At 65.1% G+C, this 14,173-nt stretch carries 8 protein-coding genes and 1 pseudogene; all 9 read left to right on the forward strand.

Annotated elements, in window-relative coordinates; translation table 11 throughout:
* Positions 1 to 3 precede the first annotated feature (3 nt).
* Positions 4 to 3,462: a phage tail length tape measure family protein gene (locus ACZK2R_RS16195; protein ID WP_164084049.1), complete on the forward strand. Its 3,459-nt coding sequence runs from the start codon at positions 4 to 6 to the stop codon at positions 3,460 to 3,462.
* Positions 3,462 to 4,658 (forward strand): hypothetical protein, encoded by a 1,197-nt coding sequence (locus ACZK2R_RS16200; protein WP_164084050.1) that lies wholly within the window; start codon positions 3,462 to 3,464, stop codon positions 4,656 to 4,658. The genes ACZK2R_RS16195 and ACZK2R_RS16200 overlap by 1 nt, the downstream gene beginning before the upstream one ends.
* On the forward strand, positions 4,651 to 5,511 hold the full coding sequence (locus ACZK2R_RS16205) for a phage BR0599 family protein (protein ID WP_164084051.1): 861 nt from the start codon (positions 4,651 to 4,653) through the stop codon (positions 5,509 to 5,511). The genes ACZK2R_RS16200 and ACZK2R_RS16205 overlap by 8 nt, the downstream gene beginning before the upstream one ends.
* Positions 5,512 to 5,663: 152 nt before the next feature.
* Entirely contained in the window at positions 5,664 to 5,942 is a 279-nt protein-coding gene (locus tag ACZK2R_RS16210) for a hypothetical protein (protein WP_139042348.1), read from the forward strand.
* A gap of 207 nt (positions 5,943 to 6,149) precedes the next feature.
* Positions 6,150 to 9,875 (forward strand): LamG-like jellyroll fold domain-containing protein, encoded by a 3,726-nt coding sequence (locus tag ACZK2R_RS16215; protein ID WP_478487416.1) that lies wholly within the window; start codon positions 6,150 to 6,152, stop codon positions 9,873 to 9,875.
* Positions 9,872 to 10,612, forward strand: coding sequence for a hypothetical protein (locus ACZK2R_RS16220; protein ID WP_057503929.1), 741 nt, complete (start codon positions 9,872 to 9,874; stop codon positions 10,610 to 10,612). Before ACZK2R_RS16215 ends, ACZK2R_RS16220 begins: the two co-directional genes overlap by 4 nt.
* 53 nt (positions 10,613 to 10,665) lie before the next feature.
* Positions 10,666 to 11,859: an SGNH/GDSL hydrolase family protein gene (locus ACZK2R_RS16225; protein WP_478487418.1), complete on the forward strand. Its 1,194-nt coding sequence runs from the start codon at positions 10,666 to 10,668 to the stop codon at positions 11,857 to 11,859.
* 138 nt (positions 11,860 to 11,997) lie between these two features.
* The gene (locus ACZK2R_RS16230; protein ID WP_164084055.1) at positions 11,998 to 12,759 is read left to right on the forward strand and encodes a DNA adenine methylase; all 762 of its coding nucleotides are present in this window, start codon (positions 11,998 to 12,000) and stop codon (positions 12,757 to 12,759) included.
* A 117-nt stretch (positions 12,760 to 12,876) separates the two neighbouring features.
* Positions 12,877 to 14,157, forward strand: a pseudogene (locus tag ACZK2R_RS16235) (sulfatase-like hydrolase/transferase); the annotation flags it as partial.
* Between the last annotated feature and the right edge of the window lie 16 nt (positions 14,158 to 14,173).

Raw genomic sequence — 14,173 nt, forward strand, 5'->3', positions numbered from 1 at the left:
ACAATGGCTGCCACCCGCAACCTTGAACTGGCGATGCGCATCGCCCTGGATATCGAGCAGGCGCAAAAGAGCCTGCCGGTGCTGCAGCGGGGGCTGGCCTCGATCAAGGATGCTGGCACCGCCGCTGGCGCAGGTCTGGAGGGTGTCACCAAGGGTGCCGACAAGGCGGCCGGCGCGCTGGACCAGGCCAGCCGCAGTAGCGCTTCAGCCGCGGACCGGGTGCGCACGGCCGGCACATCCATGCAGAAGACGGTGGCCGATGAGATCCGCTCGATCTCCGAGCTCGATGCTCGTCTGCAGCAGGGCGCAGCCAGCATGTCCGAGCTGGCTGACACCGAGGCTCTGCTTGATCGGGTCATGGCCCGCGGGCTGATCACCACCGAGGACTACAACAGCGCACTGAAGACGCTGGACAAGCAGGAAGCATCGCTGAGCCGCACTGAGCAGCAGCGTCAACGCTCCCTGGAAGGCGTCATGGGCCGGTACGACGGTGCGTCGGCCAAGCTGCAGAAACTCGAGCGCGACGAGCGCGAACTCAAGGGCGCGGTGGATGCCGGTCGCATCAGCCGCGAGCAGTACAACCGCGCCCTTGCGGGGATCAACATCCAGCGCAACGCCGTCAACCTGGCCGAGATCAACAATCGCGGCCGCGGGCCGGGCGCTATCTCCGCCGGGCAGTACCAGATGGCCATGCGCCAGCTGCCGGCGCAGATCACCGATATCACCACCAGCATCGTCAGCGGCATGCCGATCTGGATGGTGGCCGTCCAGCAGGGCGGCCAGCTGAAGGATTCCTTTGGTGGCGTGGTGCCGGCCGCGCGTGCGCTGGTTGGCGCTATTACCCCCACCATCGCCGTGGTCGGCGGACTGGCCGCGGCAGTGGGCGGCCTGGTACTGGCCTGGAAACGGGCGGCCGACGAAGAGATGGCTTTCCAGCGGGCGTTGATCGTCACCAACAACTATGCCGCCACCAGCACTGCCAACCTGCAGGCCCGGCGCGATCAGCTCACCGGTCTTCAAGGGGTTTCCCGAGGCAACGCTGCTGAGGCGCTGACGAAGGTGGCTCAAACCGGTCGTTTCACCGGTGAGCAGTTCGAGCTCGTCGCCCGCAGCGCTGCGAAGATGCAGGCCTCCGCCGGCCAGGCCATCGATACCACCGTCGCCAAGTTCCTCTCTCTGAGGAAGGATCCGGTCGAGGGGCTACTTACGCTCACCGAGTCGGAGAACTTCCTGACAGAAGCCCAGCTCGCGCGTGTGCGCGCCCTGGTCAAAGAGGGCAACCAGCAGGAGGCAGTGGCGGAGGCGATCAAGATCTATTCCGATCGCCTCGATGAGGTCGCAGATCAGAGCGATGAGACGATGCCGGCGCTCGCGCGCGGTTGGCGGGATGTCAAGAAGGACGTCAGCGGCGCCTGGGGCGCGCTGGGCGACTTCACCAACGCGGTGGTCCAGCTGGCTGGCGAATGGGGTGTGCTGGCCAGGCTGCCGCGGCTGTCCGATCTGTTGGGGATGGGTGTGGTCGGCAGCACGCTGGCCAAGAACTTCGGGCTCCCTTCCTTTGCTGACCTGACCGGCAAGATGGCTGCGCGCATCCGGGCGGCCTCTGGAACCAATGCGCCTGTGAAGGTGCAGATGGCTGGCATCTATGCCCCCCTGACGCCGGAGGAAGAAAAGGCGAGGGAAGAGTTCGAGCGCCTTCGCTTAAGCAATCTGAGCAAGGAGAAGAAGCTTGAAGAGGAAATCGCCAAGATCCGGGCACTGGGTAAAGCCGGCCGCATGGACGATAAGGCGGTCAAGGCCTTGGAGGCGGAGGCTCGAGCACGTTATGCCGAAAGCCTACCCAAGAAGCCCAAGGGTCCCAAGTCAGAAGCCCAGAAGGATGAGGCAGCCGCGCAGCGCGAACTGGAGCGCTTGAAGCAACAGATCGAGCTGGTCGGCACGCTCGATGAGACACGCAAGAAGGCCACGGAGGTGTCCCGCGTCCAGGCCGCCATCGATGAGGGCAACTTCCAGAATGCGTCGTCGAAGACTAAGCAGGAGCTGCTGGATAGCGCGAAGAAGCTTGATGCTGCGAACGCTCTGGTTGAATCCAATCGGAAGCTGCTGGAGGTGCGGGATCAGATTGCCAACCTTGAAGGGCGCGGTCCCGATGCACAGCAGGCCAAGAGCTTGCGCGAGCTCGAGGTCACACGCCGGCAGATGGTCGAGGCTGGCAACCAGTCCGGTGTGGCCGAGGTCGACCGTGCCAAGGAGCTGGTCCGCCTCACAGCCGAACTGCAGAAAATGCAGGAGACCTACAACCGCGCGATGGGTGAAATGGGCTTGGCTCAGCAGCGCATCCAGATCGAGCTGCAGGCCGGGCTGATCACCGAAGCGCAGGCGCGCCAGAAGCTGGTAGATCTGTCCCGGCAGCAGCTGACCGCCCTGGGCGATCTTCCCGATCGCATGCGCGCCACCGCCGAGGCATTGAAGAACCCCGAAGCGCTGCAGGCAGCTGAGCAGATGGCCGTCAAGCTCAAGGAGATGGCCGCCACCACCAACCTGCTGCAGCAGAACGTGCGCACCACGTTCCAGAGCGCATTCCGTGATGCCCTCATGTCGCTGGCCAATGGCAATGCCACCTTGGGCGAGATCGTGCGCAGCTTCTTCCAATCCATTGCCAGTGGCCTGGCTGGGTATGTGGCCGATGAGCTGTCGGCCAAGCTGGCGTCCACCCTGACTGGCAAGCTGTTCGACAAGAGCGCTGACGTCGGTACGCAGGCTGTAGGTGCGGCCGCAACGCAAGCTTCGGCAGTCGCCTTGTCCTCGGCTGGTAGTGTCGTCACCGCTGGCGCCACAGCGGTCACCGGCAGCGCTTCGGCGCTGGCAGGTGCGGGCAATGGCCTGGTCACCGGCGCGAGTGCTCTGGTGGCTGCTGCTGTTCAGCTCAAGCAAGCCGCCCTCGCACTGGCTGCTGCCAACAATGCCAAGGCCGTTGTCAGCATGGTCGGTAGTATTGCTGGTGCGGCCAGCAACACCGGCACCGTCAGCGTGGGTACGCCTACTCCCGTCGGTAGAGCGCAGGGTGGTCCCGTTTGGGGTGCAGGTACAGGTACCAGTGACAGCATTCCTGCCTGGCTCTCCAATGGTGAATTCGTAGCCCGGGCCAAGGTGGTCCGGCAGCCGGGTGCACTGGCATTCCTGCACGCGTTCAACGCCATCGGCATGGATGCCGTCCGGCGCTGGGGTGCTTATGCCTTTGCCGACGGTGGCCTAGTCAGCCAGATGCCCTCGCTGCAGCGGTCGCCGGTCTTCAGCTCGGTGGCACCGGCCGGGACTCCGACTCCGAAGAACATGCGTGTCTACCTTCTGCAGGATCAGGATGAGCTGGTCCAGAAGTTGGCCTCGCATCCAGCGTTTGAGCAAGCGGTAGTAATGACGGCCAGCCGGAATGGCGCTGCGATCCAGTCGGAGTGGCAATGATGTCTTTCTCCGCCAACGGCCCACGCGTGTTTCCGGTACCGGCTGATTGGTCCGACGCCATCACAGAAACGCTGTCGTGGGCCACCAACTACATGCAGGCATCGGCATCTGGTGTCTCCCAGCATTGTTCGTATCGCTCTGATCCGCGTCGGTCCTTTGAGTTCTCTGTGAAGTGTGAGGGCCAGCAGCGCCGGGTCGTCGACATGCTGCTCGCTGGCCACGGTGGTCGTTGGCTCGTCCCCATCTGGCCGGATGCGCAGCTCATTCCCGCGAGATTGCCCGTAGGATCGGTCGAGATTGCCTGCCGAACCAATGGGTTTGATTTCTTCGTCGGCGGACAGGCCTTGCTGTGGGGAGCGGTCAACCGCTGGGAAGTGGTGACGGTGACCTCGGTGGAAGCCGAAGGGCTCTCGCTCGCCGCTGCCACCGCTGGCACATGGCCAACTGGAACCGTGCTGTTTCCCTTGCGAAGGGCTCAGCTGCAGGACAGCGCGGAAGAGTCGCTATGGCATGACAATGCCGGCATCCGTTCGCTGACGTTCGACGTGCTTGACGTCTGTCAGTGGCCCAGCCTGGTCGACCTGCCGCTCTACCTGGGCACGCCCGTCCTGAACCGTTGGGCAGACTGGACTGATCAACCGAAGGCCAGCTATGCCCGCCTGCGAGAGGTATTGGACAACGACAGCGCTGCACCGCTTACCGTGCCCCTTGCAGACTTCGCCTTCCGATCGCAAAGCACACAATGGAAGCTGTTCGGGCGTGAAGAGCACAGCTGGCTGCGCTCTCTGGCGTACACCCTGTGCGGCCGGTCCACGCCTATATGGCTGCCGTCCTACACCAGTGATCTGCGCATCACCGCCGATCTGGCCGTGGGCGCCATCGAGATCCCCATCGAATGGGCGGGCTATGCGCTGTTCGGTGCGCAGGCGCCTGGGCGTCGAGACCTGCGCATCGAGCTGTTGGACGGCACCGCCATTCATCGGCGCATTACTGGCTCGGTGGCCTCCAACGACGTCGAGGTGATCACCCTGGATGCGCCCTTGGACATCAGCGTTTCGGCGTCGCGGGTTCGGGCCGTCCAGATCATGAGCCTGGCCACGCTCGCCAGCGACCAGGTCGAGATTCGACACGCCACCGACGCCGATGGTGTCGCTACCTGCACCCTCGGCTTTGCTTCGGTGGTTCCCCATGTTTGAGGCCTTCGAGACCAGCCGCTTCCTGGCCCGCCCTGTCCATCTGTTCCTGTTCACCCTGCAGGGCAACGCGTACCGGTTCGCATCCGGCGCGCGCGACATGATGATCGGTAATGGGGATGGTGCAAGGCTCTATCGCTCGGCGCCCGGCATCGAGCGCAGTGCTGTGAATGAAACCAGCGAGCGATCGCAGAACAAGCTGACCATCAAGATGCCGTTCCTGTTGAATCCGGCCGCTGCCGAGCTGCCGGTGACGCAGGAGTTCGGCCGTATCTTTCGGCCCTATGCGCCAAGCGGCCGGGTTTCCGTTGTGTGCATGAAGGTCCACAGCAACGACCCGGACCTGCAGGCGGTGATCGAGTGGACGGGCCAGGTGGTATCACCGCGCTTCACTGACACCACCCTGACCCTGACCTGCGAGCGTAATAACTCCCGCAAGGGTTTCCGGGGCAATACGGGCCGGTTCACCCGGGGCTGCTGGAAGGCGCTGTATCGGTGTGGGGTAGCGATGTCGGATCACGCTGTGGAGGCCGTGCTGGCTTCCGTGGGTGGTGCCACCTTGCGCTCAGCTGCGTTTGCCGCGTTCCCCGCTGGTCGCTTGGAAGGCGGGGTCATGGTCTGGGCGCGCAGCAACGGCCTGGCGGAGACGCGGACGATCAACTCGCACGCCGGCGACACCATCACCCTCAACTACCCCGGTCCTGAACTGGCTGCGGGTCTGACGGTCACGGTCGCGCCTGGGTGTGCACACACATTCGCCGACTGCGGCAGCTACTTCCAGAACACGCCCAACTATGGCGGCCAGCCGCAGTTGAACGTGGAGAACCCCTTTGACGGACACCGGATCTCATGGTGAGCACTGATCGGCAACAACCTCGGCGCGGCCTGCGTCGGCTCTTGTATGTGTATGGGTGGCGTCTCAGGTACTGGTGGCATGACACGGAGTCCGGTGCTCTTGCGCGGCGCGTCATGGCGCTTGCGTTGGCCCTAGGCGGCCTCGTGCTACTGGTGAATCAGTTCCGTTCGCCCTTCCCGCAACGGGAGCCGCAGCAGGCCTTTGTGTGGTGGGTGCAGCTGATCATCATGATCGTATCGATGCTGATCAGTGCGCTGCTCGCCCGGACGAACCAGACCAAGCCGGAAGTGCAGACGCCCGATATCCCCACCACCGAAGAAGGCACCGCCGTGAAGCGCATCTATGGAACTGTGCGGATCTCCGAGCCGCAGGTACTTGCGTGGCGGTCGGCCGGTACCGACAAGATCCGCAAGGGAGGCGGCAAGAAATGATCGTAACCCTTGAGCACTTGCGCACGATTCCGGGCTTCGGCAACAAGCCAGGCTTCTGCTCGCGTGGCGGTAGGGACTGGTTTGCCGCGCATGGGTTGGATTGGAATGCGTTCCGTAAGGAGGGTATCGAGGCCGAGAGGCTGGTCGCTACAGGTGATGGCCTGGCCCTGGCATTGGTTGCGCACGCTCAGCGAATGGAGGCCAGCGATGGGCGGCGGAGGTAAGAAGACCGTTGGTTACTGGTACAAGCTCAAGCTGCTTTTCGGCCTGTGTCAGGGGCCGGTGGATGAGTTCGTGCAGTGGGACGTGGATGATGCAACGGCATGGGCTGGCGTGGTCACGTCCAACGGGTCGATCTGGATTCACGCCGAGAACCTGTTCGGCGGTGAGGATGAGCAGGGCGGCATCGAGGGCGAGGCCGAGATCATGTTCGGCCGCGAGGACCAGCAGCTCAATCCCTGGCTTCCGCCGAATCTCGGTGCTGCGCACGGCGCCTATCGTGGGCTGGTCACTGTCCTGTTCAAGGGCGGAAGGTGGTCGGCCTTCACCCCCTATCCGAAGTCGCCCAGCTTCGTCCTGCGCCGGATCAAGGAAGGCTGGCAGGATGGCGTGTGCTGGTATCCGGAGAAGGTGAAGATCCTGCTCGACAAGGATGCCAGCGAGGTCGTTTCCGGCTTCCGCTCCGTGTCCTGGAGCCTGCCCTGCGTCGATATGCAGGGCACGTACTGCACAGTGCCTGGGGATAGCGAGGACCGCTTCACCCTCAATGGCACCGGCGCAACGATCTTCCAGGTCGGCTTGCGGATCAGTGGCTCGGTCGAGACCAAGTACTACAGCGGTGGCTTCCCGATGCCAGGCTCGCCCAGCTTCATCAAGGGCGGCACGGGTTCGGGAAGCATCCTGCCCAATCACAACGTGTATCGCCTGGAGATCAGCAATCCGCCGGCGACGTACCACCTGAACTACACCCCCAATTTTGAGTCTTCGCGCCTGATCCTCGACGGCGCGCCATTGAACGTCGAAGTGGCCAGCAATGCGACCGTCAGGCTGCAGGCGCTGACGATCGATGGCCTGCAGGATGCGCCCAGCCAGTGGCTGACGGCGCGAGTGGAGAGCCTGGATGCCAAGGTGCCGCTGGTCGGGATGAATGCCGCCCACATCCTGTACGACAGCATTACCCACGAAAGCATGGGGGCCGAACCCATCTCGGTGATCGACGATGCCAGCTTCCGCGCAGCCGCGGATGTCTTCTTCGAAGAGGGAATGGGCCTGTGCCCGATCTATGATCCAGATAAGGAGTCCATCGAGCAGTACCAGCAACGGATCTGTGACGCTGCAGGGGCCGTGCTCGTGCAGGGCATGGATGGTCGGTATCGCCTGAACGTGCCGCGCGGGAAGTACGTTCTGGACGAGCTTCCGGTGCTGACCGACGACGACGTCCTGGATTGGGCCGAAGAGCCCGCCACGATGGACAACGCCTGCAACCAGCTGTTCGTGAAGTACTTCGACCCTGTCGAGAACGCGATCGGCACCACCCCCGCGCTGCAGTCGCTGGGCGCGATCCAGGCCTTTGGCAGTGTGGTCTCGGAGAAGGAGGACCGCTCCGGCGAGGTCGCCAACGTGGATCTGGCCCTGAAGATCGGCGCCCGCAATCTGCGCGCCAAGGCCACCTCGCTGCGCAAGTTCGACCTGACCACCACGCCCGTGGCCCGCACGTGGTCACCGGGCAGCTACTTCCGCCTGCAGGCGCCCAAGCGGGGCATCGCCGACATGGTGTGTCTGATGGGCGAGAAGCGTGGCGGCACCCTGAAGTCCGGCGCCATCACCTTCAGCTGCAGTGAGGACGTCTACAGCCAGCCCAATTCGGTCTATGTCGGAACTGAGCCAGGCGGGAAGCCGCCGTCGACGGCGCCGACCGTTTCGCCGCACCAGGTGGCGATGGAGGTGCCCTACGTCGTGCTGGTCTCGCAGCTCAGTGCGGCCGACCTGGCACAGCTCAGCAGTGACGTCTCTTTCCTGCTGGCAGCCTCAGCGCCACCAACGGTGGGGCAGTACTTCCGCCTGATGGCTCAGGCTGGCGGGGCGGAGTACAGCTATCGCGGCCGGGGTGACTGGTGCGCAAGTGCTGCCTTGGTCGAAGAAGCCGGCTATCGCACCGAGAGCTTCACCCTGACCGATCCGCTGGATCTGGGCTCGGTGGCCGTGGGCGATATCGCCCTGGTTGGCGCGGAGATTTGCCGCGTGGATGCCATTGACGCGGCTGCGATGACCCTCACGCTGGGCCGTGCCTGCGCCGACACGGTGCCTCATCTGCACGCGCCGGGCGCCCGCGTGCTGTTCCTCACCGACTTTGCGACCGACACCACCGAGTACGTCGGCGGTGACACCGTCCACGCCAAGCTGCTCACCCGTGGCGCGTCGGCGCTGACGGACCTGGCCGACGCGCAGGATCTGGTGGTCGAGATGGAGGATCGCCAGGCCCGGCCGTATCCGCCGGCGGACGTGCATATTAACGGCGAGCTGTACCCAGAGGACGTCGTCGGTGACGCTGTTTTGAGCTGGGCCCATCGCGATCGCGTGGCGCAGGCGGACCAGCTGGTGGATACCGGCATGGCCAGCATTGGGCCTGAGCCAGGCACCACGTACACCGTGACCGTGTATGACGCCGCTTCCGGCGCCCTGGTTGTCTCCTACCCGGACCTGGTGGGTGCCTCGTTCACTGTGCCGGCCGGCCAGTTGGTCGAGCGCAACCGCGTGCTGCTCAGCTCCCGGCGCGACGGATTGGATAGCTGGCAGTCGGTAGAGCTGCTGTTCCGTCGTGTCTATCAACTGGATTTCAGCATCAGCGCCTGGCGTGGTGCCAACAACTCCACCGCCTCTCTGGTGTTCACCACGGAGGCTGAGGGCGTGGAGTGGTCGATCGATCAGGGCGTGCTGCCTGCGGGGATGAGCCTGAACACCACCGCAGGTCGGATCGAAGGGATTCCGCTGGGTGGCGCGCCGGGTTACTACCCGATCCGGGTCAAGGGTCAGGATGCGTCGGGCAATGTGGGCTTTGCCGAGACCGAGATTGCGCTGTCGACCATGCGCAGCAGCTTCCCGATGCAGACCGGCTACCAGGAGGCAGGTGGTCGCACGGTGGCGGTCGGCTCCTCCAACCTGCCGGTGCTGGACCCTACGCAGTCACCATACGCCGGCGGTGCCTCGGTGCGTTTCAATGGCACCGGATTGCGGCAGGAGCTGGAGGCCAGTCTGGGAACGGCCGACTTCAGCGTGGCCATGTGGATACGCCCTGATGCGGCCCCAAGCGACACCTACGCGCGCCTGTTCCAGATCGGCCCGAACACGACCAATGGCGGCCTCTACCTGCGCCGCGAGCAGCTGACCAACCCGATGCAGGTGGGCCTGGACGTGTTCACGGGCGGCAACTACGTGCGCCTCTTCAATGATGCGGTTCTAGCGCTGGCAGAGAACCGACTGCCGAACAGTGCCTGGTCGCACCTGGCGATCTCCAGGCGCGGCGGCGTGGCCCGTATCTTCAAGGATGGCCGCCTGGTCGATGAGAGCACCTTGCCTGCAGCAGCGGTCAACCTCAGCCAGACGGCATTGGCGCTGGCCAGCAACACGACCCTGACCGCCGAGCGGCTGATGGCGGGTTTTGCCGGTGTGGAGGTGCATGCAGGCGCGGCCGTGTACTGGGAGCCATTCACGCCGCCGGTCAAGCCCTCGGACTTCCCCGCGCGGCTGTTGGAGATGCCGGCACTGCCGATCGCGCTGGTTCGTGGTCGGGCCTACGGCCCGTACAGCCTGCACTTCAAGCGGGGCACCGAGGCCAGCCCGGTGACCTGGTCGGCCACCGGCCTGCCGCCAGGCGTCACGTTGGATGTGGATCAGACCGGCAGTGACTCGACCCTGGGAGGAACCCCATCGTGACCGCCTTCAATGTGGTGATTACCGCCACCGATGCGCTGGGCTCCGTGGAGCGCCGTTCGCGGCTGCACGTCTTCGATCGGGGACAGCTGTGGGCAGAGATCGACAACACCGCCCAGATGACGCTGTTCGGGCCGGCCGGGTCTGACCTGTCGGTGCAGGCAGGGCGCTTGAACCTGCAGTGCGGCAGTACCGGCACGGCCTCAAGGGCGCGCTTTGAGAGTGTGCCGGCGGCCAAGGATTGCCGTGCCCTGGTCGGATTCGTGATCCCGGCCGGTACCGGCGTGCGCACGGACAACGTGGGTCTCCTCCTGCGCACCACCAGCTGGCAGGTCACCAACGACACCTACGCCTACATCCTGGGCGTCGGTCGTCGCAGCGCCACCTCGTTTGGCGTCGAGTTTGGGCGGGGTTCCAACGCGGCCTCAGGGTCTTTCCAGCAGCTGCAGTTCGTCGAGGTGCCAGGCATCACGGAAAGCGAAGTGGTGGTGTGGCTGGAGGTCGAGCTGATCGGTTCGACGCTGACCGTCCGCCGCTTGGACGGCACCGTTGTCCTGACCCGGTCGGACAGCACCCATCAGGCCGCCGGCCGGGTCGGCGTCAACTATTTCCGTGGCAGCCAGGGCGGCCCTGGGCTCTTCACGGGCTTCTACTTCGAATCGCTCGACCCGACGAGCGAATACACCGATGAGGCCGGCGACACCTACGTCGACCAGGCCGGCATTGCCTACCAAGGATAAGAACGATGGCTCGATTCAGCTCAAAGCCGCAGCTGCAGACCCTGGCCAGCAGCGTGATCATTCCCGGCACGGCGCCCGAGGGCGGTGCTGCCGTTGGCGGGGGTTCGGTACCAGCTGGCAACGACATCAGCCTGACCGTGGGGCAGCTGCTAGCCGCACTTGGCGATGCGGGTGCGAGCCAGGCCACCCGCGTCGGCAGCACAGCCAAGTGGGTGGCCGCCAAGGCACGCGGCGCGACCAATCCGGCGCGCCTGGCCATCGTGGGCGATTCCAATGTCGCCGGGCAGGGCTCTGGCACGGGCGCTGATGGTCTGGCTGATGCGGCTGCGTCCAGCCTGGCGCGGCGCTTCTTGGTGAAGAAGAGCATCCGCACCGACAGCTTCTTCGGCGAGCAGAACGTCACCCTGGCCAATACCGGGCTGGCCAGCTACGACCCGCGCATCACCTTGGGCACGGGCTGGGCACCGGACTCCACCGTCTCCCAGATTTTCGGCGGGCGCCACCTGAAGGCGGCCGGCGGCAGCACGGGAAAGTTGCGGTTCACGCCTGCAGGCGCGTTCTCCAGCTTCCGGGTGTGGTATCCGACCCTTTCCGGCCTGAACACGGCGGTGGGCATCTACGTCGACGGGAGCTTGGTCGATACCGTGTCACAGGACGCGGCTGCGTCGCTGGTGTCGAAGGACTACACGGTGTCCGCCGGCACCCACTACATCGAGGTCGGCGTCGGTAGCGGCGGCGACGCCTTCGTCTGTGGTATCGAGACCTTCGATGGCAGCGCCAGCCCGGTGGCGTTGGTGGGCGGTTACTGCGCGGCCAAGTCTGCGGACCTGATCGTCGCCAGTCAGCCCTGGAATCACCGGCCGATGCTGTCGGCCCTGCGGCCTGACTTCACCGTGGTGATATGCACGATCAACGACACCACCGCCGGCACTGACCCAGGCATGTGGTACGCGAATCTGGAGGCGGTGGTGAAGGCGGCCTCGGCGACCTCTGATGGCTGTCTGTGCGTCGGTTTCGTCCCCAACGATGGCAGGGCCTTGGGTGGGATCTACGGATACGACGCCAAGGCGGCCGCGCTGCGCAACATCGCGGCGGACTACAACTGGCACTTCCTCGATCTGCGGGTGGCGCTGGGCCGCAGCTGGGCCCGGCAGAGCGATCGCGGCCTGGTGTTCGACAACGTCCACCCCAACTCGACCGGAGCCGAAGCGATCGCTTCGGCCCTGAGCGACTTCCTGCAGCTCTAGAACAGGGCGCCAGGCCGACAGCTGCAACTGTCGGCCTGGCACCGCAACACACGCGTACAGCCCGCGTGCTTTTGGCCGAGGCCCTGCTCCCCGCGCGGGGGAGGTAAGCCTCGCCGATGCTCATCGCAGAGGCTGAGAATGAAGACGACCACGCTGTTCCCTTGGCCAGGCGGCAAGACCCGCCTGCTGCCCCACCTGCTGCCCCTGGTAGCCGATACCCCTCACCGGACCTATGTCGAGGCCTTCGCCGGCGGCGCCGCTCTTCTGTTCGCCAGAGAGCCAGCCAGGGCTGAGGTGCTCAACGACTGCCACGGCGAGCTGGTGCGTCTCTACCGGGTGGTGGCCAACCACCTGGAGGAGTTCGTCCGCCAGTTCAAATGGGCGCTGACGAGCCGGGAAATGTTCCGGTGGTGCCAACTCCAGCATCCTGACACCCTCACGGACATCCAACGGGCTGCACGCTTCTACTACCTACAGCGCCTGGCTTGGGGCGGAAAGGCCACAGGCCAGACGCCAGGCTTCGGTCGGGGTGGCAAAGGCCTGAACCTGTTGCGGATCGAAGAGGATCTGAGCGCGGCGCACCTGCGGCTGCACAAGGTGACCATAGAGCACCTGGCCTGGCAGCAGTGCATGGCCAAGTACGACGGAGCCGATACCCTGTTCTTCCTCGACCCCCCGTATTGGGAGACCGAGGGATATGGAACGCCCTTCGGCATGGAGCAGTACGAGGAGCTGGCCAGCCAGATGGCGAGTCTGCGCGGCGCGGCCATTCTGACCATCAACGATCACCCGGCCATGCGGAAGGTGTTCGGGCAGTTCAGGGACCGGGTGGTACCGATCCGCTACACGATTGGCCGGCAGGCGGTCCAGCGGAGGGAGCTGATCTTCACGACCTGGTAGGTTGGCAGAGGCGCACGGGACGGGTTACGTCCCGTGCAATTTCATTCCGGTGGGCGCAACATTGGCGCCCCACCGTTTATCTCACCTATGGCGGGCGATTTATCGCGCGCCGTTACACGCGGCGACCGTGACGTCATCGCGCAGTGGAACTACCTGCCCTGGGCGCAGCCGATCACCGCCAAGAGCTTCATGCGCAAACTGGGCGTTGTCAGCGAACAGCAGGCTGGCCTGCCTGACCCGCGCCATGCGCAGCTGCTGTATCCGCTGCAGCCCCTGCGCTGCCAGAACCCACATCGGCCGAATGTGCTGATGGTGGTGCTGGAGTCGCTGCGCCAGGACGCCATGACGCCGCAGCTGATGCCCAATACGACGGCACTGGCACAGGCTTCGCGCGTGTACGACCAGCATTTCAGCACCGGCAACGCCACCCGCTACGGCCTGTTCGGCCTGCTCTACGGCCTGCCCGGCGGCTACTGGCAGAGCATGCTGGACGAACAGCGCGGCTCGCAGCTGTTCCAGGTGCTGGGCCAGCAGGGCTACGACCTGCACCTGTACGGCAGCGCGCCGCTGTACAGCCCGGAGTTCGACCGCACCGCCTTCGCCGACGTACGCGACCAGCTGCACCAGGGCCCCTCCGCCCTGACACCCGACAAGCGTGACGCAGCCATCGTCACCGCGCTGCAGAGCGACATCCGCACCAGCCAGGCCGCGCAGCACCCGTGGTTCGGCTTCGTGTTCCTCGACTCCACCCACGCCGGCTACCACCTGCCCGCCAGCTACCCGCCGGTGGCCACGCCGATGGCCAAGGAGATCGACTTCCTGTCCTTCGGCCCGGACCACGACCCGACGCCGGAGCTCAACCGCTACCGCACCGCCGTGCACTACGCCGACAGCCTGATCGGCTCGCTGCTGGACGACCTTCGCGCACAAGGCCTGGCCGAGAACACCATCGTGCTGGTCACCGGTGACCATGCCGAAGAGTTCAACGACCTCAAGCTGAACTACTGGGGCCACAACGGCAACTTCTCCGACTACCAGCTGCAGGTGCCGTTCGTGCTGCACTGGCCAGGCCAGGCCAGCGGCCATGAGATGCGCACCAGTTCGCATGAGGACTGGGTGCCGACGTTGATGCGCCACGCACTGGGCTGCGAGAACGCACTGAGCGACTTCAGTACTGGCCAGGACCTGCTGGCCGCGCCCACCACCAGCGAACGTGCGCTGGTGGTGGAGAGCTGGTCGCAGCGCGCGGTACGCCATGGCGATGCCATCTACGTGTTCGACAAGTTCGGCAACGCCACCGCGCTCGACCGGCACTACCGTCCGCTGCCGCAGCAGGCGCCGGACGCCGCCGCCATCCGCTCCGCATGGGAAGCGCTGACCCGCTTCCGCAACCGCTGAACTTCAAGGACCGATC

The sequence above is a fragment of the Stenotrophomonas sp. 96582_Sma genome (genome assembly GCF_056480905.1).